The 22,427-nt window shown below is 41.3% G+C and carries 20 protein-coding genes and 1 pseudogene; 6 read left to right on the top strand and 15 right to left on the bottom strand.

Features of this window, described 5'->3' with window-relative positions:
* Positions 1-16: 16 nt before the first annotated feature.
* The 5 genes and pseudogenes from L3V25_RS01500 to L3V25_RS01515 form a co-directional block, all read right to left on the bottom strand.
* The gene (locus tag L3V25_RS01500; RefSeq protein ID WP_237293740.1) at positions 17-1,261 is read right to left on the bottom strand and encodes an amidohydrolase family protein; all 1,245 of its coding nucleotides are present in this window, start codon (positions 1,259-1,261) and stop codon (positions 17-19) included.
* A complete protein-coding gene (locus tag L3V25_RS16550; RefSeq protein WP_346656327.1) occupies positions 1,261-1,944 on the bottom strand; it encodes an ABC transporter ATP-binding protein in 684 nt (227 codons plus the stop codon). Before L3V25_RS16550 ends, L3V25_RS01500 begins: the two co-directional genes overlap by 1 nt.
* Before the next feature lie 84 nt (positions 1,945-2,028).
* Positions 2,029-3,744 (bottom strand): annotated as a pseudogene (locus L3V25_RS01505) (branched-chain amino acid ABC transporter ATP-binding protein/permease); the annotation flags it as partial.
* A complete protein-coding gene (locus L3V25_RS01510) occupies positions 3,741-4,610 on the bottom strand; it encodes a branched-chain amino acid ABC transporter permease (RefSeq protein ID WP_237293742.1) in 870 nt (289 codons plus the stop codon). The gene L3V25_RS01510 and the pseudogene L3V25_RS01505, both read right to left, overlap by 4 nt.
* A 39-nt stretch (positions 4,611-4,649) precedes the next feature.
* Complete coding sequence (locus L3V25_RS01515; RefSeq protein WP_237293743.1) at positions 4,650-5,834, bottom strand: ABC transporter substrate-binding protein; 1,185 nt, start codon at positions 5,832-5,834, stop codon at positions 4,650-4,652.
* A gap of 175 nt (positions 5,835-6,009) precedes the next feature.
* Between L3V25_RS01515 and L3V25_RS01520 the strand changes: the two genes are divergently transcribed.
* The 4 genes from L3V25_RS01520 to L3V25_RS01535 all read left to right on the top strand — a co-directional run bounded on the left by L3V25_RS01520 (position 6,010) and on the right by L3V25_RS01535 (position 8,346).
* Positions 6,010-6,408 carry a nuclear transport factor 2 family protein gene (locus L3V25_RS01520; RefSeq protein ID WP_237293744.1) on the top strand — a complete coding sequence of 133 codons (399 nt, stop codon included), beginning with the start codon at positions 6,010-6,012 and terminating at the stop codon, positions 6,406-6,408.
* Between the two features lie 149 nt (positions 6,409-6,557).
* Positions 6,558-7,103, top strand: a complete 546-nt coding sequence (locus L3V25_RS01525) for a chromate transporter (protein ID WP_237293745.1) — start codon at positions 6,558-6,560, stop codon at positions 7,101-7,103.
* On the top strand, positions 7,103-7,627 hold the full coding sequence (locus L3V25_RS01530; protein WP_237293746.1) for a chromate transporter: 525 nt from the start codon (positions 7,103-7,105) through the stop codon (positions 7,625-7,627). Before L3V25_RS01525 ends, L3V25_RS01530 begins: the two co-directional genes overlap by 1 nt.
* 380 nt (positions 7,628-8,007) lie before the next feature.
* Entirely contained in the window at positions 8,008-8,346 is a 339-nt protein-coding gene (locus L3V25_RS01535) for a cytosolic protein (protein WP_237293747.1), read from the top strand.
* Positions 8,347-8,449: 103 nt separating this feature from the next.
* Here the strand turns inward: L3V25_RS01535 and L3V25_RS01540 are convergent, their stop codons facing one another.
* The 3 genes from L3V25_RS01540 to L3V25_RS01550 all read right to left on the bottom strand — a co-directional run bounded on the left by L3V25_RS01540 (position 8,450) and on the right by L3V25_RS01550 (position 11,495).
* On the bottom strand, positions 8,450-9,481 hold the full coding sequence (locus L3V25_RS01540) for a methionine synthase (protein WP_237293748.1): 1,032 nt from the start codon (positions 9,479-9,481) through the stop codon (positions 8,450-8,452).
* 19 nt (positions 9,482-9,500) lie between these two features.
* The gene (locus tag L3V25_RS01545; RefSeq protein WP_237293749.1) at positions 9,501-10,478 is read right to left on the bottom strand and encodes a DUF1852 domain-containing protein; all 978 of its coding nucleotides are present in this window, start codon (positions 10,476-10,478) and stop codon (positions 9,501-9,503) included.
* Between the two features lie 132 nt (positions 10,479-10,610).
* Positions 10,611-11,495, bottom strand: a complete 885-nt coding sequence (locus tag L3V25_RS01550) for an AraC family transcriptional regulator (protein WP_237293750.1) — start codon at positions 11,493-11,495, stop codon at positions 10,611-10,613.
* Positions 11,496-11,564: 69 nt separating this feature from the next.
* On the opposite strand from L3V25_RS01550, the gene L3V25_RS01555 reads away from it, so the two are divergent.
* Together L3V25_RS01555 and L3V25_RS01560 are read left to right on the top strand one after the other, a co-directional pair.
* Positions 11,565-12,959 carry an MATE family efflux transporter gene (locus L3V25_RS01555; protein ID WP_237293751.1) on the top strand — a complete coding sequence of 465 codons (1,395 nt, stop codon included), beginning with the start codon at positions 11,565-11,567 and terminating at the stop codon, positions 12,957-12,959.
* Between the two features lie 176 nt (positions 12,960-13,135).
* Entirely contained in the window at positions 13,136-13,426 is a 291-nt protein-coding gene (locus L3V25_RS01560; RefSeq protein ID WP_237293752.1) for a hypothetical protein, read from the top strand.
* Positions 13,427-13,502: 76 nt separating this feature from the next.
* Here the strand turns inward: L3V25_RS01560 and L3V25_RS01565 are convergent, their stop codons facing one another.
* The 7 genes from L3V25_RS01565 to L3V25_RS01595 all read right to left on the bottom strand — a co-directional run bounded on the left by L3V25_RS01565 (position 13,503) and on the right by L3V25_RS01595 (position 22,420).
* Positions 13,503-15,773 (bottom strand): tetratricopeptide repeat protein, encoded by a 2,271-nt coding sequence (locus L3V25_RS01565; RefSeq protein WP_237293753.1) that lies wholly within the window; start codon positions 15,771-15,773, stop codon positions 13,503-13,505.
* Between the two features lie 184 nt (positions 15,774-15,957).
* On the bottom strand, positions 15,958-16,899 hold the full coding sequence (locus L3V25_RS01570; protein ID WP_027695483.1) for a LysR family transcriptional regulator: 942 nt from the start codon (positions 16,897-16,899) through the stop codon (positions 15,958-15,960).
* An 87-nt stretch (positions 16,900-16,986) separates the two neighbouring features.
* Entirely contained in the window at positions 16,987-18,255 is a 1,269-nt protein-coding gene (locus L3V25_RS01575) for a BatD family protein (RefSeq protein ID WP_237293754.1), read from the bottom strand.
* Positions 18,252-19,940, bottom strand: coding sequence for a VWA domain-containing protein (locus L3V25_RS01580; RefSeq protein ID WP_237293755.1), 1,689 nt, complete (start codon positions 19,938-19,940; stop codon positions 18,252-18,254). The genes L3V25_RS01575 and L3V25_RS01580 overlap by 4 nt, the downstream gene beginning before the upstream one ends.
* A complete protein-coding gene (locus tag L3V25_RS01585) occupies positions 19,933-20,979 on the bottom strand; it encodes a VWA domain-containing protein (protein ID WP_237293756.1) in 1,047 nt (348 codons plus the stop codon). Before L3V25_RS01585 ends, L3V25_RS01580 begins: the two co-directional genes overlap by 8 nt.
* Positions 20,976-21,479 (bottom strand): DUF4381 domain-containing protein, encoded by a 504-nt coding sequence (locus tag L3V25_RS01590; protein ID WP_237293757.1) that lies wholly within the window; start codon positions 21,477-21,479, stop codon positions 20,976-20,978. The genes L3V25_RS01585 and L3V25_RS01590 overlap by 4 nt, the downstream gene beginning before the upstream one ends.
* Complete coding sequence (locus tag L3V25_RS01595) at positions 21,476-22,420, bottom strand: DUF58 domain-containing protein (RefSeq protein WP_237293758.1); 945 nt, start codon at positions 22,418-22,420, stop codon at positions 21,476-21,478. Before L3V25_RS01595 ends, L3V25_RS01590 begins: the two co-directional genes overlap by 4 nt.
* Positions 22,421-22,427 lie beyond the last annotated feature (7 nt).

Genomic DNA, 22,427 nt, shown 5'->3' on the forward strand with positions numbered 1-22,427 from the left:
CTTCTCCCTAGCGCTGTTAGTCTGGATATATTTCGGTTTCGGGTCTTACAAAAGTCAGCTTCCCATTTTTAATCCCCATGCTCGGAGCCTTAATAGTTGCAATTACTTTTGCTTTATTCTCTGCAGCAAAGAAAATAGCATTGGCTGGCATCCCCTCGCAGAGACCATATTGCTCTAATCTCATCACCTTTGCTGCATCAGAAGATACCCACTTAAAGCACTGATTCATCTGTTTTTCAGTTCCAAGCTGAGCAATATTGGCATACAAATTACTTTGTCGAATCAAAGACCCATCACCATAAGGTGTGAATGGGTTTTCAATATTATTACTCGATAAAGAACAACGGACTCCTGCATCCGTTAGAGGCATCAAAGGAGCAACTCCTCGAGGAATCGCTGATTCAAACTCTCTTCCCATTAAAAATAAGTCGGTACTAGGTAAAGCTGTCAAATTAACACCGGCTTCGACCATATTTTTTGCCACCGCGATTAACTCACCATGAGGTAACATCGACAGTTGGGTAACATGTCCAACGGTTACCCTTCCTGCATAATAATATTTTTTTGTTAACTCAATTAAATATGGCAACAGAGACCGTTCAGGCTTTAAATCAAAGTCTAGGTGAAAATCTAAATCAACATCATATTGACTAGCAAGTTCAAACAATGATTCTAGTTGTTTCTTTGGATGACTATCGGTATAAGGGCAACCTCCCAATAAATCAGCCCCTTGTTTCAAAGCTTGCTCAAGCAACTCATATGTTCCTTCATTATTGTACAAACCTTCTTGTGGGAAAACGCATATTTCAATACTTATTCCCCAAGCATAATCGTGCTTTAACTGCTTGATGGCATTAAATCCAACCAATCCAATGACAGGATCAATTTCCACATGAGCTCGCATATAACCAGTTCCCTGCTTAATTGAGCGCTCAATCACCGTCTTACCTCTCTGATAAATATCTGAATAAGTAAACTCAGATTTTGCAGCAGAGGTTTGAGTTATCGCTTCCGATAACGTCCCTTCACAAAGATGACATCGTGATGAAATACAAGCTTTATCTAAATGAATATGAGTTTCGATTAGCGGTGGCAGCATCAGCATGCCATTAGCATCAATCGTATTGATACCAGAGAAATCATTAAGATTGATGTCTTCTTGAGCAACAAATCTAACAAATTTTCCATTAGAAATTAATACGCTATATAAGCCCGATTTATTTTCAATAGCACAATGAGTGACAATGGTTTCGACTTTCATTAGCTGGCTCCCATGTAGGCTTTTTCTAGCTCTGGATCTGCTAAAAGCGCCTCTGAAGTGCCACTACTGACAATTTTTCCGGTCTCTAAGACATAAGCGCGGTCTGCAATTTGCAGTGCTAAATTGGCCATCTGATCGACCAATAGAATTGTCACTCCATCTTCACGTAAGTTAGCTAAAGCATCATATAACTCACCAATCATCATAGGTGATAAACCTAATGAAGGTTCATCCAATAAGAGTATTTTCGGTTTAGCCATCAAGGCTCGTCCTACGGCAACCATTTGCTGTTCACCACCAGATAATAAACCTGCTGGGCTATTAATACGGTCTTTCAGTCTAGGAAAACGATTTAATACTTCTTCCATTTCACCTTGTAAATCTACTTTATCCCTTCTTGAATAAGCACCAATCAACAGGTTATCTTTGACCGACAATTCATTAAACAATTGACGCCCTTCAGGCACTAATGCTAGACCGCGCATTGCAATTTCATTTGCATCGTAGTTATGAATATATTGGTCATACAGACCAACACTGCCATTAATTGGACGCTTCAAACCAGCAAGTGCCTGTAATACACTGCTCTTACCCGCACCATTTGCTCCTAATATCGCAACCAATTCACCAGGATTCACTTCTAAATTAACCCCTTCAACCACTGGGGCTGCACCATAATCGATAGTGAGGTTTTTGGTAAATAAAACGGCTTCTTTTTTACCACTCCATTTGGTCTTCCGAGGTGGTGCGTTATAGTTTGTTCCTCCCAAATACGCTTCAATAACTTTTGAGTTTTGACGTACTTCCTTCGGCGTACCAATAGCAATAGGACAACCAGCATCCAATACCAAGACTTGATCACTGACCCCCATTACAAGCTGCATATCATGCTCAACTAATATGACAGCAACACCAAAACTTGCGATCGTTTTCAATAACGTTTCCAGTCGATCCGTATCTTGGCGACTCAAACCTGCTGCTGGTTCATCCAATAATAAAACCCAAGGACAAATCGCTAAAGCTCGCGCAATTTCAACAATACGACGGTCAACATGAGGAAGCTCTTGAGCCTGAGTATGAATAGAGCCGTTATAACCCACTAATGCCAACAAATTGAGCGCTAATTCTCTTTGACCTGGTTTTTCTGAACGAAACGGATGAGATAGCTGACCATTTTGCATTGCTGCTAGCAGGTTTTCTAGGACTGACATATCATCAAACAATTGACTCGTTTGATATGTACGACCGATCCCTGATCTGGCAATTTTATCGGCACTAAGACCTGCTAGCTCAGTTAATAATCGAATCGATCCAGTATCCGGTTTATAAAAACCACTAATCATATTAAGAACCGTCGTTTTCCCTGCCCCATTAGGTCCAATAATACTGGTAACTTCCCCCAACTGAGCATTAAAGGAGACATTTTGAGCTGCTTTTACTCCACCAAATTGAATAGCAATTTTTTCGACAGTTAGACCAGACAGCCCATTACCACCTCGGTCATAAAATTGAGCAAGAAGGTGACGATTTACCGACTTTGGTGGTAATTCAACTTTACGACGAGTCAGTCTTGCTTCTATTTCTCCTAGTACACCTTTGGGAGCACCCCACAACACAGCAAGTAGTAAAACAGCAAAGATCAGTAAACGGTACTCAGCTAAAGGGGAAAGTACTTCAGGCAATAAAACAACAATAAATGCCCCTAAAATAGGCCCAAATAAAGTTCCTGTACCTCCAATAATAACAACCAAAACAAACAGAATAGATTGAGAGAATGGGAAGGTACTTGGGCTAATATACATCATCAATGGTGGTACAATAGCCCCAGCTAAACCTGCAAAACAGGCAGATAAACCAAATGCTAACGTTTTGGTATATACCGGATTAAAGCCTAAAGAACGAGCTGCGATCGGGCTTGCTTTCACCGCTCTCATGGCCTTCCCCCAACCGCTATTATATAAATACGCATAAACCACAAGGGCTGAGCTTAAAAGAAAAGTTGAAATCAAAGCCAAAAGCTGACTTGAATCGATTTCCCCTAACTCTGGCATTGGAATTCCCATTAAACCATTACCGCCCCCAGTTAAACCTTTCCATTCGATTAACCCATGATGAACCACAAAAGCAAACGCTATGGTTATCATGGCTAAATAAGGCCCACTTACTCTCATCGCAGGGATAGCCAATAAGCATCCAATCATACTGCAGCTAAGAGCTGCCACTGAGATGGCTAATACAAAAGGAACATCATTAATAAGCAGTAATGCACTAACATAAGCTCCTAATGCATAAAATGCGATATGACCAAAACTTATTTGACCACTCATTCCCATGAGGATATTGAGACCAATACCGACCAAAGCGGTTAAAACACATAAAGTAAACACCAGTAGAGAGTAGCTATCGAGCAAGAAACAAAAAGTAAAACTCATTAGCGTTAATATTGATATACAGAGTAAAGATTTATTATTAGCCATATTCATACTTTGACTCCCTTATTTAATCCAAACAATCCATTCGGCTTTATCGCAAGGGCTGCAATGACTAATGTAAAGGTTATTATTTGAGTAAAAGCCGATCCCAAATAAATAGTGACGATAGCTTCGATTAAACCAAAAATTAATCCTGCCAAAAAGACACCATAAGCACTTGATATTCCGCCAAGAATAGCGACAGAAAACGCTTTCAAGCCAAATAAAGTTCCCATATCAGAATGAACTGAATACAACGGGGCAATCAATATTCCAGCAATAGCAGCAAATACTGTTGAGATAGCAAAACTTACCGCTACAACACGTGTAACATTAATTCCCATTAGTTGTGCTGATTTAGGATTCTGCACACAAGCTTGAAGCACTTTTCCCAAACGGGTTTTATCTCTAACTTGCACAAGAGTAAGCGCAATAATAACGCCCACAATTGGAATGATGATTTGTAAACCTTCAAAGTTATTTTCGAATAATTCAAAATTTAAAGCACTGAAGTCTGCAATAAATTGACGCGGCTCTTTACCAAATGAAAAAAGCGCAACATTGTCGACTAATATTCCACCTGCTACCGTAGCCATTAACCACGCTTCCGACCCCTTACTCGCAAATGGCCTAACTAAAAATCGCTCAATAGCCAAACCATAAATTGCACAAATAAGTAATGTGGCAGCAAAGGCCAGCCAGTACGGATAACCCCACGTAATACAAAAAGTATAAGCCAAAACAGCACCAACCATCATGGCACTACCTTGGGCAAAATTAACAGTATTACTGACGATATAGGTAATATGAAAGCCTAGTGCTAACAAGGCATACATACTGCCTAAACCTAAGCCGGTAATAATAGCTACGGTAAGCATAATTACTCCTTAATTAAAGTTTCCTACATGAATGATCATTTATTCCACAGGAACGATTTGGTTATCGACAAAGTGGGTAAATAAATAATCATCAGCACCGATAGCGTCATGCTGCTTAGGAGTGAAAGGTTGGGTATAGTTTTTAATCAAACCATCATAGTTTTGAATTTCATAAAAACTGTCTCGAATGGCAGTGCCATCTGTTGAGCCTGCTTTCTCAATTGCTAGCGCAGTTAAGTGCATAGCATCATAAGCATTCGCAATACCGACTGCAGGGGTAACATCTGAAATGGATTTAATCTCAGGGAAGCGTTTTTGTAACTGACTAAATACTTCGCCACCTTTACCTGTCGTGGTATCAGTAAACGTAAATGTTTGAATGAAATGAACTCGATCGGCTGTTGGCCCAGCTAACTCACCGAATCGACCACCCGCTGGCCCCCAATGAGAAATAACAGGAACATCCCAGCCCATTCGCTCTAATGATTTAACCACCTGAGCTGATGGGGCAACATTCGCTACCATCAACAATGAATCAGCCCCCTTTTCTTTTAATCTCGTTAATTGAGGAATAACATCCAAATCACTCGATTCAATTAACTCTACACCCGCGTATTCAAGCCCTCTTTCTTTAAGAGCAACTTTAATCCCCTCTTCATTTGATTCTCCCCAAGGGTTATTAATTAAAATCATGCCCGGTTTTTTCATTGAGTATTTTTCAATACCGTATTTCACCAATGCCTTATCAACAATTTCATCAACGGCAGAAACCCTAAAGACATAATTATCTTTAGCCCCATTTTGAGTAATAGGTGTACCTGCAGCCCATACCCCCATAAACGGCATTTTCATTTGATTCACGATAGGGACAATCGCAAGCGAAACAGGTGTATCAAGCCCACCAAATAACACTGCAACTTTTTCTTTTTGCATAAGCTCTCGTGAAGCAAGCAATCCTTTTGATGGGTTACTCTCATCATCGCGCCTTATTAGCTCCAATGGGCGACCTAATACACCACCAGCTTCATTAATTTCATCAATGGCTATGGTTAAACCACGAGTTATAGCCTCGCCAGACTTGGCAGATTGACCTGATAACGCTGCGACTAGACCAACTTTTATTGGCTCTGCAGCGTAAACCGTATAAGCTCCTAACGTTAATGCTGTACATGCCCCAACAGACAATCCTTTTTTCACTATCTTTCTCATCATTGAAAAATTCATAAATTCCCTCTTTCATTTAATTGCTAGCTATTGCATTATTATTGCTAGCAATATTGATGCCATGAATTATTCAGAAAAATGATATGAATTTCGCACCGAATTGCACCGAAATGTCGCAACTTTAAATATTTTTGCACCTTTATGAACAATGGATGCCAAATAAGAGGGAAACATAATGACTGAGTTAGAACACGCTATCGATATCGTAAAAAATTTCTTAGACGCTTCAATGAGACCAGATCCAGAACTTGCTGCAACTTATATGGCAAGTGATGTCAAAATAACCTTCACCGGTCGAAGAGAAATGCAAAACGCACAAGAGATCACCAACTTTAATAAAAGTCGTTATCAATGGATAAAAAAAGACATTAAGCAATATGATGCGATGCAAAAGGAAGATCATTGCGTTGTTTATTCTATAGGGTATTTATACGGGCAATGGCCTGATGGCCGTGAATTCAATGGCAACCGTTATACTGATCGTTTTGAAGTGAAAGAAGGGAAGATAACAAAAATGGATGTACTCAATGACAGTGCAGAATGGATTCTGTCCCCCGAAATAAACAGAGTTTAATAATCATAATAGGTTTGTTTTTATATTTACACTCTAATTAATATATAGAGGAGTAAGGGAAACCCAATTGTAACCTCCTCTATACATTTTCATTATCATAATAACCTTATAGTTAACTGTAAGGTTTGCGCTTTAAAAGGAGTTAAAGCATGAACATTGATATATTTATCGCATTTATGCGAGTTGGATTTTTGGGGTTTGGAGGTGGGCCAACCATGTTACCTTTAATTTATGATGAAACTGTTAATCGACATAAGTGGATGACAGATCATGAATTCTCCAATGTACTAGCTATAGGAAATACTCTACCGGGTCCTATTGCAACAAAAATGGCGGGTTACATTGGATACAAAACTTCAGGTTATACTGGAATGTTATCAGCAATCACCGCGATAAGTATTCCATTAGTAATTGTCATGATATTTGGTCTTTCACTACTTAATGAATATAGAGATGAAGCTTGGGTCTCAGGCATGGCTAAAGGTGTTGTTCCTGTTGTCACCTGGATGCTAACAAAGCTTACCTTAGATTTCTTTTCCAAGGGTTATAGATCCATTGGTTTAATAACCACTATAACAATGTGTATAGTTGCCTTTATTGCTATACAAATTTTAAATATTCATCCTGCCATTATTATTTTAGTTATATTACTAACCGCATTACTTAAACCCCTTCATTCCAAGGAGGTTAAGTAATGGTTTACTTTCATATTTTTCTTGCATTCTTTATCCCAAACATCATCGGTTATGGTGGAGGGCCTGCAATAATTCCTTTAATAGAAAGCCAAGTTGTCACTCATTATCAATGGATGAATACTCATCAATTTTCAGAAGTATTAGCATTAGGAAATGCTTTACCTAGCCCTATAGCAACTAAAATTGCCGGTTATATTGGATATCAAGTAGGAGGAACATTCGGTGCAATTATTGCTCTTTTTGCAACGATCGCTCCTTCTTTAATCATTATGATTGCATCTTTAAAATTACTTTATCACTATCGAGATTCGCCAAGAGTCAAAATGATGAGTCAATGGGTTCTACCCATAATTACAGCTTTGATGGCAATATTAACGTTTAAGTTATTCGATAATAGCTTTTATCAATTCCCAATACATTTTGTTTTTCTATTTTTTATTTCAGCAATTGCATTAGAGAAATTAAAGATACACCCTACTTTTGTAATAGCTGGTGGGCTTATATATGGATCAATTTTTTTATAAATTAATCCTCCTTTTGTGGATTAGTCTTTAGCAAATAACTCACACAAATTTTTCGGGCGACAATTGTTATTCCATTAGCAAAGCAGATGCTCAAAACCAACAGAAGTGCGCTACATACACAGAATCATGATGTTCTCATAAATGTTTAGCAAGGCAGTACTCTCGCAGTTCACTACTAGCTGGCATTTATGATTTTCTTGACTATCTGCCTGACAAACGCAAAACACCTTCGTAACTCGTTAATGGCACAAAACTTGTTCCAAGTCAGCCCAATAAACACCCCAAAATAACACAAAGTCACCGCCTTTAATCACTAATTCCCACTACGTTTTACCCCTGATAATGATAGAATCTCCGCATCAGAATTATCGAGAGACTCTATGTTTATCCATCATGTTAACGACATCGACTGGCTGGTGATTACCGCTTTTGAAGAACTAAAAACGCTATTTATCGAAGAAGCCGGTGATATTCCATCTTGCTTTTCTACCACCAGCGAATTGAGCCTGATTGATCAAGCCAAGCGCACTTATGGATATTTGCCTACATTCCGTGGTGTCATCACCGATACCGGCACTTTTCAAAGCCCTGATAATGATGAAGATTTGAATCCACAGCTTGCTTGCCTAGTTGAGGGGCGTGGTCGAGTGTTTATCTATCACGGCGGATTTGTCGCTTTTGTGGATGACGAACAAACCTTTATTACCCGTATAGACTAAAACTATAAAATCCGATAAACAGCTTAGTGTTTATCGGATTTTTTATGTGTGTCAGCTTTAATGGATCAGAGCGCGTTAACTACCCTACCAATGGTGGCGTTGATTAACTCAGAGCCAATTCATCACGCACAATTTGGGCACCCGCACTCAAGGCGTGCAGTTTCGCTGAGGCGATATCGCGAGAAAGTGGAGCCATGCCGCAGTTGGTGCAAGGGTAGAGCTTATCCGCATCCACATACTGTAGTGCTTTTCGTAGTGTATTGGCGACTTCTTCAGGTGATTCAATCGTATCGGTGGCGACATCAATCGCGCCTACCATGACCTTCTTACCTCGGATCAATTCAAGTAGTTCAATCGGTACGTGTGAGTTATGACACTCCAGTGAAATGATATCGATATTGGATTGTTGTAATTTAGGGAACACCGCCTCGTATTGACGCCATTCTGAACCGAGCGTTTTCTTCCAATCAGTATTGGCTTTAATGCCATAGCCATAGCAAATATGGACGGCGGTTTCGCATTTTAGCCCTTCAATCGCTCGCTCTAAACATGCAATTCCCCAATCATTCACATCATCAAAAAACACGTTAAAAGCTGGCTCATCAAATTGGATAATATCCACGCCTGCCGCTTCTAACTCTTTGGCTTCTTGATTTAAGATCTTGGCAAATTCCCATGCTAATTTCTCACGGCTACCATAGTGATCATCATATAAGGTATCGATCATGGTCATTGGGCCAGGCAATGCCCACTTGATAGGCTGAGTGGTTTGTTGTCTTAGGAATTTGGCATCATCGACAAACACCGAGCTTTTACGACTCACTGGGCCGACAACCATTGGGACACTCGCCTCATAACGATTACGAATAGTCACCGTTTTGCGGTTGATAAAATCCACGCCATTTAAGTGTTCGATAAAGGTAGTCACAAAGTGTTGTCGTGTTTGTTCGCCATCGCTGACGATATCGACCCCCGCTTGGGCTTGTTCATGCAGAGCAATACGTAAGGCGTCATGCTTACCATCGATAAGTGCTTGCTCTTCTAGCTTCCAAGGTGACCAAAGGGTTTCCGGCTCTGCTAGCCATGATGGTTTCGGCAAGCTTCCTGCGGTTGAAGTCGGTAAAAGTGTTTTCATGATTCGATCCTTTACTTAATTAAGCCGCGACGTTTTTAAAACATTGCTTGAGGCTAGATTGATACGGCTTAATAAAATGTTCTTGAGCAAACTTTCCTTGTTCAATAGCAAGGCGGCTGCGCTCTTCACGGTCATACGTAATTTGCGTGAACGAATGATTTGAGCTTTTCAAGCTAGGTTGGTAGTGCTCACCGGCGGTTGCATTTGCATTGTAAATCTCTGGGCGATAAATCTTTTGGAACGTCTCCATCGTGCTGATGGTGCTAATCAACTCAAGGTTGGTGTAATCATTGAGCAAATCGCCAAAGAAGAAAAAGGCAAGTGGCGCACGGCTTTGTGGCGGCATGAAATAACGTACTTGTAGGCCCATTTTCTGAAAGTATTGTTCTGTGAGTGAGGATTCATTAGGGACATATTCATCGCCAAGCACAGGGTGTTGATTGGTGGTTTTTCGATAAACTTTATTTTCTGACACGCTCAGACAAATCACTGGGCGTTTGCTGAAGTGGCCGCGGTAAAGATCCGAATCGACAAAGGCTTTAAAAATGTTGCCGTGAAGATCGCCAAAATCAGCAGGAATCGTAAATTGCTCTTTATCTTTATTATGCTCACGTAACCGGATACTAAAATCGTAATCTCTTACGTACGATGAAAAGTTATTGCCCACAATGCCTTGATGACGTTGGCCGGTTTTATTATCAACAATGCTGGTTTTTAGCACTTCAATTGATGGGAAAGGATCAGAATGGCTTTGAATGTGCATGTCCACAGAAATGATATCAAGTTCAACGGTGTAGCGATCGCTAGTTGGATTATCCCAATGCGCGAGTGAATTGAAGCGATCGGTGATCATGTTCAGAGTATTACGAAGATTGTTTTGACGGTTTTCACCGCGCGCTAAATTGGCGAAATTGGTGGTGGCGCGAGTGCTTTGCGCTGGCTGGTAGTTTTCATCAAAACTGATACTTTTGATACTAAATGAAAATTCGTGGCTCATATCGATTACTGTCCCTATATCCGAAAAGATAACGTGCTTAATTTATAACGTGTTAAGCGCAGCATAGATATGTCGTTTATTTACTAATGAAGATGAAGAAAATTCATGTTGCTCACGATTCTCTACAAATATTCATAATTTGGTTTTGCGATAATCCCTTGGTGACATGCCGTATATTTTCCGAAAGCGATGCGTGAAATTATACGGATCGGGATAGCCTAAACGGTGGGCGATCATGGTAATGCTCCAATCTCGGTGATGCAGTAGATCGAGTGCTTTTTCCATTCTCAATTGGATCAATTTTTGGCTTGGGGAACGTTGATATAGCTGCTTGGAGACACGGTTAAGCTGCTCTTCACTCAAAAAGCTTTTCTGAGCAATTTCTTTGACTGTCCAAGGCAAATGCAACTGCGCTTCTACTTGATTAAACACACTATGTACCCGCATGGCGGCATTAGATGGATTTAGCTCTGTTGAACCCATTAACACTCGGGATAATTCACTTAATAGCAACTGACGAAAGGTGGCTCGTCCATGAATTTCTTGATGAGTTAAATTAAGTAGTGACCAGACTGATTCGCTAAGATGAGTCTGCTCTACCCTTTGTTTGCTTTGTTGGACTTGCTGCCACTTTTCGGTCGGCGGTAATAAAATCCACGCCATTTTCCAGTAAGGATGCTCACCTAGTTCAAAACGAAAAGGCAGACCTTGCGGCAGAACGGTTACACTATTGGGCTGAATATGATGCATGCCATGACGAGTAGATAAGCAGCCTCCCCCTTCTAACGTAAACAAAATCGTATGGATTTCAGGTTCACGGCGCTCCACTGAATAACCTTGTGAGAACTCCCCTAGACCCGCCATTGAAATTTCTTCATTACTCAACTCTGGGATCTCTGAAGACACAATAAAGCGCTCTTTACATGCTTCAGCCAGATAAACATCATCTTGCCAATGACGATTGAGCAACTCTTGTTCAATGACGGATTTGCACAGGTTTTTCGAGATTTCAAACATGTTGGTTTATTCCAAGCTCTTCTATATTCGCAGTCTAATTACAGCGTCAGTTCTTTTAGGAAATGTGCAATGTCCATTCAACCACACTCTTGCATACAAACCAATCCACCAACGTCATACTTGCCGCCTAAGTTGTTTTCTCGGGTAGTGAAGCTGGCGTTTCCTGTGGCGCTACAAAGTGCTTTAGTGGCGATTTTAGCGCTGGCTGATGTGTTGATGGTTAGTGATTTTGGACAAACCGCGACCGCCGCAGTAGGCATCGCATCACGCTGGCATTTCGTGGCAATCATGATCATGGCTGCCTTAGCGACTGCTACTGGAACCCTTGTTTCTCAATACTGGGGACGTGATGACAAAGAAACCGCCAAAACTGTCACCATGCAATCGCTGAAGTTTGGCTCGATTATTATGATCCCGGTAACCATTTTAATGGTGGGATTCGGTTCGCAAATCATGCGCCTGCAAACCGATGATATGCAGGTGATCCAACAAGGTGCTGACTACCTGTTGTATAGCCTACCTTTGCTTATGTTGACTCACTGGGTGATCACCGCAGAAGCCAGTTTGCGCTCTAGTGGTAACGCGGTACTGCCTTTAATTCTAGCGGCGATTACTATCGCGATTAATATTGCTCTTAACTTTTGGTTAATTCACGGTGGCTTCGGAGTTCCGGCAATGGGCGTGGCGGGTGCGGCGCTTTCGACCACTATTGCGCGCGTAGTTCAAGTACTGCTTATTTATGGGGTATTAAAGTTTCAGCAGCATTGGTTAATCATCAGCGATTACCAAAAGCAGAACACACGCCTATGGCAATCTTATAAACGACTCGCGATACCCAATGCGTGTAATGCGGTGTTGTGGGCCTTTGGTACGCTTACTTACCAGATGATTTATGGCCACATGGGCACCACTGAGCTGGCGGTCTACAGCATGATTGGGCCATTTGAAGGCTTATGTTATGCGATTTTTATGGGAATATCGGTGGCTTGCTCGGTATTACTTGGCCAATCTTTAGGTCGAGATGAATATCTACAAGCTCAAGCGATGTCGAAGTTTTTCATAAAATGCATTTTAGTGATGGGAGTGATCGCTTGCGGCATCATGCTATTGCAACGAAACAATGTGATCGCCTTTTTGGATCTCGACAGCCCTAACTTCAGCGGCATTGCCGATCCGGCTTTTGTGGTGATGAGTTTTGCGATTATCATCCGCATGCTTAATATGCTGATCATCAACGGCATATTACGAGCTGGTGGTGAAAACCATTTCTGCTTACGCATGGACTTCATTGCCATGTGGATGGTCGGCATTCCACTCACTGCTTACGGCGCTTTTGTCGCAGAGTTAAGTTTTGCATGGGTGTACTTGCTAATGATCTCAGAAGAAATCGTCAAACTAAGTCTGTGCTTTACGCGTTACTTAAAACGCAAATGGCTGAATAATTTAACCATTCAGACTATTTAATCTCCGCTGAGGTTATTGAAAATACGGCATGATCTTCTGTAAGTGATGAAATGCTAGCGATTAAACTGAGAATCAAATCGCAAAAAGCCAAGACGTACTCTATTGCACCTTGGCTTTATTATTTAACTGCTCCATGGTGTGGTTATTAATTAAACACTTCAGACTATCAGTACACCATGAAAAAAATCGCCTTCATCATCTTAGTTGGATTAGCTATTTGGCAATTTTTTTACCAAAGCGCGCCCAAAATTAATGCCGATTACAAACCTCAAATAGCAGCATTTTTTGGTATGGGTAGTGCAGCGTCATCAAACAAACCCTCACAACAAGGTTTCGCCTGTGATAGTCGACAAATGTGCAATGAAATGTCGACTCAAGCAGAAGCGGCCTACTTCTACCAACACTGCCCTAATCAACAATTACAACTCGATAGTGATGGCACACCTTGCGGTAAGTTCTTTGATTAACACGCCACTCTAAACACAAGTAAAAAAGCCCGAATAGGTTAAATTCGGGCTTTCTAATGACACTAATATTGGTCATTTACTTATTTGCTTGAACCTTCAATTGCTGAATAAAGGCATCCACTTGAGGATTATTCGGCACTAATGCTTTTAACTTCTGCGCATATTGTAGTGCAGAAAAATATTCACCTAATTCCGCATACTCCTGCGCTAAAGCATAAGTAAGATCTGGGCTTGTTGGCGATAACTGATAAGCTCGCTCTAACGCTGCAACTGCTTTTTTCAGCTGACCTTGGTCTTTTAATAATAATGAATAAGTGTAGTGATACCTTACATTATCCGGCGCTTTTAATGTGGCTTGCTCCAGCTCGATTAACGCTTTCGTTTTATCCTGACTACGCACATAACTCATGGCTAGAGAATAGTAGAGCGAGGCATTATCCGGTGCAATCTCGACGCCTTTCAATAACACTTTCTGCGCTGCTGCTTCATTATTTTGGCGGCGATAAACATCGGCTAAATTCACATAAGCAGGCACAAAATTCGGCTCAACTTTGATTGCTTGATTGAAATGATTTTGCGCTTCATCCAAACGGTTTAAGTTAATCGCCAAATTCCCTAATGCCGCATACGAGAAACCACGATCACTTTGATAGGCCTGGACTTGACGGTATTCATCCAGTACTTGATTCAATTTGTCACGTTCTTGAGCGGAGAGTTTTGCTGATTGGGCAAGATCAGGCACGATAGGCGCAAGAACGCGCGCCGCTTCTGTTCTGATCGATAGCGCATCATCAGATAATAATGGGCTCAATAAACTCCATCGTTGTGCTATCGGAAAGTTTTCCGCCGCTTCAATCGCCCCTAGTTTTTTTAATGACTCATCACTTTTAACCGCGCGTGCAATCGCCACCATGGCATTGGCATCAGGAAGTGTCGACATACGACTCAATGCCGAAGCGCGCACAATATCGCTATAGTTTGCATCTTGAGCAATTTTAGATAGCTCGGTGCTGGACGTAAGCACCCCGGTGTCAGCTTGGTGGAAGACTGTCCCATAATGAGCTTTACCTTGGTACTTACTATTCGGGTACCACGTTTTCAGTGATTGTTGTGCCCACTTATCATCTTTATCTTGATGGCATTGCGTACAAGCATTCGGCGAGCCGGTCGAGATACTTAAATCCGGTCTTGGCACTTTAAAGCTATGATCACGCCTCGGGTCTACTTGCATATAGGTTGTGGCTGGCATGTGACAATCAACACACTGATTACCTTGCTTAAATTTCGCGTGCTTATGGTGGGAATCCGTATCATATTCCGTCTTAGTGTGGCATTGCGTACAAGTATCATTGCCAGGCAACTTTAATTTACCGGAATGAGGATTATGACAGTTGGTACACGTGACGCCTTTTTCATGCATTTTACTTTGCATGAAAGACCCCCAAACATAGACCTCATCGGAAATTTGACCATCAGGATAATATAGATCGGAAGACAGTAGTGATGGCGTAAACGCATTCACAATATCTTGAGGTGACGTGCGATCTTGTAACTGAGCTCTGCGAGCATGGCAACTGGCACATGTATCCACTTGTTGGCTATCCACCAGCGGCTGAACAGAAACCATGTCACCATTGTCATTTTTATGGAACATTGGAGTACGCATTTTAATGTTCACGTCATACCCCATATTCTTGATGCTTTTATCTCCTTTGGCCCACTTGATGTGTTGAGAGTCATCACCATGACACGCATTACAGCTCACATTCAATGCGGAAAATTCTGGGTTATAGCTATGGGTGTTTGAATCAAAGTTCTTTTTGTAATCGGTAACATGGCAGTCTGCGCACATCTGATTCCAATTTTGCCCTTGTTGAGTCCAGTGAAAAGTATCATTTGGCTTTTCATCTGGGTGGAGCACAAACCAACGTTGTCCTCCTTCTTGCTCAGTTCGAGAATCCCATGCAAAAGGAATAAACTGCCACTTCCCCTTACCCGCATCGAATAAATACTGCTGTAGAGGTTTATAACCAAAGGTATAGATAATATTTAAATGATGCTGTTTGCCTTGCTCATCGACAAAATCAACCCACAGTTCGTTGTCATCATCTTGAGAAAAGGTTGCAGGCTTACCTAAATATTGAATGCTGCGCCCATCAAACTGCCCCAAGCTAATTTCTGGAGTGGCTTGTTCCATGGCATGAAAGTGATCGGATTGCTTCCAATCTTCAACTTGTTTCTGATGGCAACTGGCACAAGATTCAGAGGCATGTTCTGTATTAGCTAGATTAGAAAAACTGATACAACTTAAAATAATCGCTAGATACAACTGGCTAATAAACTTCACATAAACCCCATTGATAGATCCCTCAAATGACTATTATTATTTTACATTGATGTACTATGTTTGTGCTTTAAACTAACTTGTTATTTTAGTTATAGATCATATAACTCTTTTTTATCGGCTCTTTCGATAGTCTATACCCAAGTAACTTCAAGGTGCGAGTTTCAGCAAGAATAAAACAAAACCGTTAGTACTCTACTTCTCCCATACGATGTTTTTCACTTTTATCTTTATATTCTAATGCTTTGTGAAGCTGCTCTCGTAACCACTGATGGGCTGTATCTTGAGTTCGGCTTGGATGCCAAATTGCACTAAACGTCATCTCGGTATTGTCAAAAGGAAGCGATAATAGTTTCACGGGATATAACCCTTGAAAAGATTGCACCGTCGAGATAGGTAGAATACCAATAAAGTCAGTCGTGGAAATAAGCGATAGCATTTCTGCCGCCCCCGGCACGCGGTGACGAATATTTCTCTTTTCAATAAACTTCATATGTTCATCACTTAAGATACTACCTCTGACTCTCCACTGAGAAAGTGCAATATGCTCTTCTGCAAAAAAAGCCTGATAGGTAAGGGTGTTATTGATCAGCCTAGGGTGGCCTTTACGACACACCACACAGCCTTTTTCGGTTAATAACACTTCGTGCTTAAGGTTTGAACGAGCTGGTGGGGTGATATCTATAATTAAATCATAGCGCTGTAACCGTAAATCACTCTCATAATCTTGAGTGAATAAAGGGTGTATTTCTAAGTTAATATTTGGGGCTATGCGTTGGATTAATTGAATGCAGTGGTTAAACAACTCACTACCCACCACAGAAACACAAGCAATAGAAAATGTTTTATTCGAAACTTTAGGATCAAATTCCGTTGAAGCAAATAAAGTGGCGCTAAAGTTATCTAACGCCGCTTGAAAAGATGGATAAATATCCATGGCAAATGAGGTAGGTTCTACGCCTAAACTTGATCGGTGAAAAAGAGGATCGTCATACACATCACGCAAGCGCTTCAAAGCTTTACTTACCGCAGGTTGACTTATCCCAAGACGTTTTGCCGCTTTCGATAAACTTAACTCTTCATAAATCACAATAAATATCGGGATAAGGTTTAAATCTGCAGACTTCATACGCTAACACCTAAAACAAACAAGGTTGATTTCATTTCAATTACAATAAGTTAACACAATGACAAACAAGTTTTTGAAGTATTCGTCTTATTTTTTCGATATTTTATTTAATACGCTTTTCAACTTTAGTGGTTGAAGTCGATTATTTTGCTGTGCTTTTCTGGCTTTAATTAATTTCCAGTAACCTTTGAGTTGCTGATTATTACAGTCATAATCAGCAATGCCTTCAGTCAACGTTATCAAATCATCTACTTGAAAAAAAGCATCTTTATTCATTACTTTTTTAAGTTTGATATACAGCAATAAGCGTGCGGTTTTGATGTCTTTGTTTATCAAAGATTGTTTAAATTGAACAAACAGTGGCAACGGACGATCACGATAATAACGCCCTACTCCAAGCACCAAGATGACAATAGCCACCAAACCAGATACGAATAAGCTAATCTCGAACCAATAGGCGCGAATAAAGGAGTGTAAGGTATGCTTCACTTGAAACGACTTTCCTTCAATATGAATCGTTTCAACCCTTTGCTTGTCACTATTCCACCAAACTACATTAAAATCTGGGAACGTTACTTCACCACCTTGCTGCATCACATAAACCACTTTGTCTTCACGGGTCGATTGATAATCTCCGCGAACACTTTTATCTACTAATATAGCGGGATCAGCATAAGCCTGATAATGGGAAGTGCTTTGTTCTTCTAACCATTGTGGCAATAAAATAGAGAGAGAATCATCCGCGGTGATTGTTAGAGTGCGGGTAATGGCATCTCCCACTTTTAATTGATCATAACTGCTTTGCCAGTTTTGTGTAACGTTGACCTTACTTGCGGAAAACCACTGATTCTTATCGGTCAATTGAGCATCTGGTAAGGCGGCTTTAAAACTGAACTCATGTGTCGTGACTGTACCTTGTATTTTTTTACCACCTTCTCCGGCAATCGTTGCTGTCACGGGGATTTGAGGAATCGTAAAAGTCCCTGAAGATTGAGGATACAATGTAATTTCCCAACGTTGATGAGACCATGTAACCCCTCCTTTACGGTCGGTATAATTCGTCGCAAGCTGGTTTCTTTGCTTAACGATCAAATTAGGGATATCAATTTTACCAATCGTCGTAGGCCCCAAGAACCAGCGTGGTGTACTAACATCAATCGTCAGTACAATTTGCTCATTCACTGCGTAAACTTTTTCTGAGTCTCTTGCTTGTGTTGTATGTTCAGGGCCAATCCAGGTTTTTACAGAAACAGAATATGGGCTTGAAGAAGGCGACACTTCATCAGCTTGCGCAATAGGAACAATACCTAGCCAAACTAAGCCCCAAAAAGTCAGCATTAAGCTTAATCGCTTCATTCTGGCACCTCTTCGTTTTCTGACGGCACACTAGGTTGTTGCAGTTGCAGCATAAACTTACGAGCTAAGAAACTTTTAGGATCGGCATCGACTTTTTTGAGCCATTTATCTGCTAATTCATCGCTCCCCAAAATTTGTTCTGCGTTCAACGTTTCTTTTTCCATGACTTGGGCAGAAACTTGCTCTTCCGCCCCTTCACCAGTTTGAGGTTGATCGCCAAGCTCTTTACTGGCTTCCGGCCCTTCAGCTGATCCCGCTTGGCTTTGACTCATGCGATTCACATCTTCAACAATATTGTTGATCACTTGTAAGTTATGCTGAATATCTTTTAGCAAGCGAGGAGCGATATCTTCTTTTGCTGCAAGCTGTCGAAGCAAATTACGAGCTGCCACATATTCTCTTTGATGAGCGAGAGCACTTGCCGCGTAATATAAGCTCACATCCGAGTTGGCTTCAATAAACTCAGCCTGAGCCAGTTTAAATTCACTCGCATAGTAATACGCAATACCTTTACGCATCGGATCGTTAAAATGTTTCGCCGCTTCAAGGTACTTCAAATCATTAAAAAGCCATTGACCTTGCTGGTCTGGGGTGAGCCATAGGTCCACCCACCATTGTGAAACCCGTTGCCAAGTTGTGATCTTTTGGGTCGCTGCTGGCTTTTTCGCTTGTAAGTAAACGGAAGCTTGAGCAGGTAATGGTAAAAATGACAGCGATAATGCACCAATTAGGCACCATTGCACCAACCAGCCTTTTCTAAACCACAATAACGTCAGGATAGTTAACACAACAATGAGAGGGTGACTCATGTCTTTCCAAGGCATGGCTGATTCACCATTTATTTGCATATTGCGTTTAATTGCATTGTTTAGCGTTTTTAGATCACTGTCGTCCACTGAAGCCATGACTAATCGACCATTCGTTTCACTTGCTAAGGCTTTAAGCGAATTCATATCAATAGGGTTATTGACCACAAGATCAGGGTTACCAGCGGCTAAAATTAATAACTGATAAGGTTTATCTTGAAAAAATTGTGCATAAGCATCAATAGCTTGAGGGGTTACACCATCGGTAACGAGCAAGACAGTTCCTCCCGGTTTTCCTTTTAATAATTGGTCAATAATCGGTAGCGCCTTATCTGCGAACTTTCCCGCTTCCGGCATAATATCTGGACTAATAGCAGTTAAAAATGGTGTGAATACCGCGCTATCTTGAGTCAGTGGCATTGCGGTATGAGCCGAACCGGCATAAACAACCAACCCCGTTTTTCCACCAGCACGTAAGGCTAATAGATCACGTATTTTTTGTTTGGCGCGCTCAAGTCGGCTTGGAGGTAGATCGGTTTCTAACATTGATTCAGAGTTATCTAGAACCACGACCATTTCAGCTTTATCTTCTCCAAATGGTGAAGCCTCTCTTTGCCATGTAGGTCCGGCACAAATCAATAACCCAATAGAGATGCATAACGCTAATACTTTCAGTGGTAATTGTTTTTTCCAACCATGTTCACCAAGCGTTAAGACTTTACGTAAGTGTTCAGGTAGTACTTCAGCCCACTGAGGCTTCTCTTCATCTCGCCAACGTAACCACCATAAAATCCCTAAAGGAATGAAGCCCACTAGCCACCAAGGGCGAATAAAATGAAACTGACTTAAAATCTGCTGCCACACCAGAGAATCAAACATGCTTGCTCTCCCGTGTGTTTATATCATTCGTAGCTTGAGAGCGACTTGTCGAACGCCCCCTCCTAATCGTCGCGATAAGAAATAGACTTGAATATAAAACCATCACCACCATCACAAAGTAATGCTGTAAAGAAACTTTAGGTCGGTAAGTCGTGCTTTCATAAAGTTGCGGCTCTAAATCATTAATACTGGCATAAGCTTGCTTTAAGCCCTCACTGTCTTTTGCTTGATAAGCCTTTCCACCTGTCGTGCTAGCAATATGCTTGATGACATCCATATCCATGGCTTGCTCACCAACCGTGCTTGGATCTCCCATAGCAATCACATGAATACGAACGCCTTTGGCAGCTGCAACTTTTGCCGCATCAATAGGTTCAACAAAGCTGCCCGTATCATTGCCATCGGTGAGCACTATTGTCACTTTTTGGCGTTCTGAGCCTGGTGTGCTTTGCTCAAAAGTTTTAATCGCTAAACCAATAGCATCACCAAGGTGTGTACTTTCTCCCGCCATCGACACATCGGTTTGCTCTAACAGGGTTAGCCAAGCATTATGATCCGCCGTAAAGGGAGTTTGAATAAAAGCGGCATCACCAAACAAAATCAGCCCTAAACGATCGCCCTTACGATCTGCCACAAAATCTTGTAATACGGCTTTAGCTGCATCCAAACGATTAACTTTGTTACCTTGTTGATCGGTAAAATCTTGTTCAGACATCGAGCCGGATAAATCCACAGCTACCATGACATCTCGCCCCATGCTTTCACGCGTTTGAGGCTCTCCCAACACTTTCGGTTGGGCTAAGGCAATCACTAAACATCCCCAAGTGATAACCAGCGCAATACGTTGCCACCAACTGGCTTTAAGTTGTGTCGCACCTTCCGAGGGCTCTTCCCCTATCGCTTCTATCAGTAAGTTGAAGAAAGGGACTTTGGTCGCGGTTTGTTTCGTTCGATAAGCAGGCAGTAAGAAATAAACCAATATCGGCAAAGGCAAAATCCAAAACCAATGAGGGCTAGCAAATTCGAGTGATGACATCATGATGCTCTAGCTCCTTGTGGCTGGTGCTCTCTTATCCAAAGTAAGCAATGCTGATGAATTCGCTGTTTCTCTTCCATATTCAGCGCTTCTTTACGGCTGTTAAGTGACTGCATCCACCGTCTAAGCAACTCGGTATCCATCTTAGAGCGATCACTAGGAATATACGCATTCAAAGCTGTCTGAAATTCTTCACCATATAAAGCTTGATCCGCAGGGTTGAGGTAACCCATCACACGCTTGATAATCACAAAAGCTTGATATTCAAATTGAGGATTATTGATATCTAGTGTGTTAATGACCTCGATAGCCTCACGTCGATAGCGGTTTTCCCACCAATTTTGAGCTCGCTTATACAGCCAGATAGAAAGTAATATCAAACCAATGGCGGCCAATATTTTCCAACCAATAGTTTGCGGCCACCAACTCACCGGATCAGGTAATCCGACATCATGCAATTGCTTCAAAATATAAGTAGATGGTGGGGTTGGCTGGTTACTCATATCTTCCCCCCTATCGAGCGCTTATACTGCTTGATATGTTCTCCACGTGTATCCAAATCAATGAAAGGTAAATTGTTGATCGTCATAATTTTGGCTAATTGTTCGCGTTTTATATGACTTGTACTGCGGAGAGTTTCATTAGCGGTATCAATCTTTGAAGCGGTATCTAAACTAAGTTGATAATGCCCATCACCAATCACCCAACGGCTATTGGTTATCTGCTCAGGAAGCCATTGCTCCATAGGATCAGATACCATCAAACTTAAAATATCATTGTGTTGCTGTAAGTATTGCAGCCTTTTAATGTCTAATTCAGTCGCATCATTCCAATCACTGATCATCACAATGGTTGCCCCTTTTAGTTTTAATTGAGCGATACTTTTCACCCAATCACTAAAGTGCACATGGCTAGCATTCTTAGATTCAATGTTTAATGCTTGGTTATGTCGAGCCATCTCATTGAGATCCCTTAACAAACCATTCTGCGAACGTTGGGCTTTATGATGGATGATATGGTTAGGGGTAATAAAACTAAAACCAACGCGATCGTTATCTTTAAGTGCTCTCCATGCCGTTAATGCAGCAATTTCAGCAGCCACGACAGATTTCATCGTATCTTGTGAGGAAAAAAACATCCCACTACGTTGATCAACAGCGATTAATACATGTCGATCTTTCTCTTCAGTGTACGTTCTTACATGAGGTTTGCCGGTGCGGATCGTTACCTTCCAGTCTAAATTCCGAATATCATCACCCAATTGATAATGACGAAGTTCTTCAAAATTCAGCCCTCTTCCTCGAAAGCGAGAATTATGTCGCCCCGCCAAAGCCGTGCCAGCATTCATTTGAGGTAAAAAGCTAAAAGCATGGGATTGAGCTTGAAGATGAACTAAACGAGAGAACTCACAATATACTCTAGGATCAAAGTCTTGCGCCGCCATATTGCCT

Origin of the sequence: Vibrio sp. CK2-1 (assembly GCF_021726515.1) — a bacterium.
Classification (GTDB): Bacteria; Pseudomonadota; Gammaproteobacteria; order Enterobacterales; family Vibrionaceae; genus Vibrio.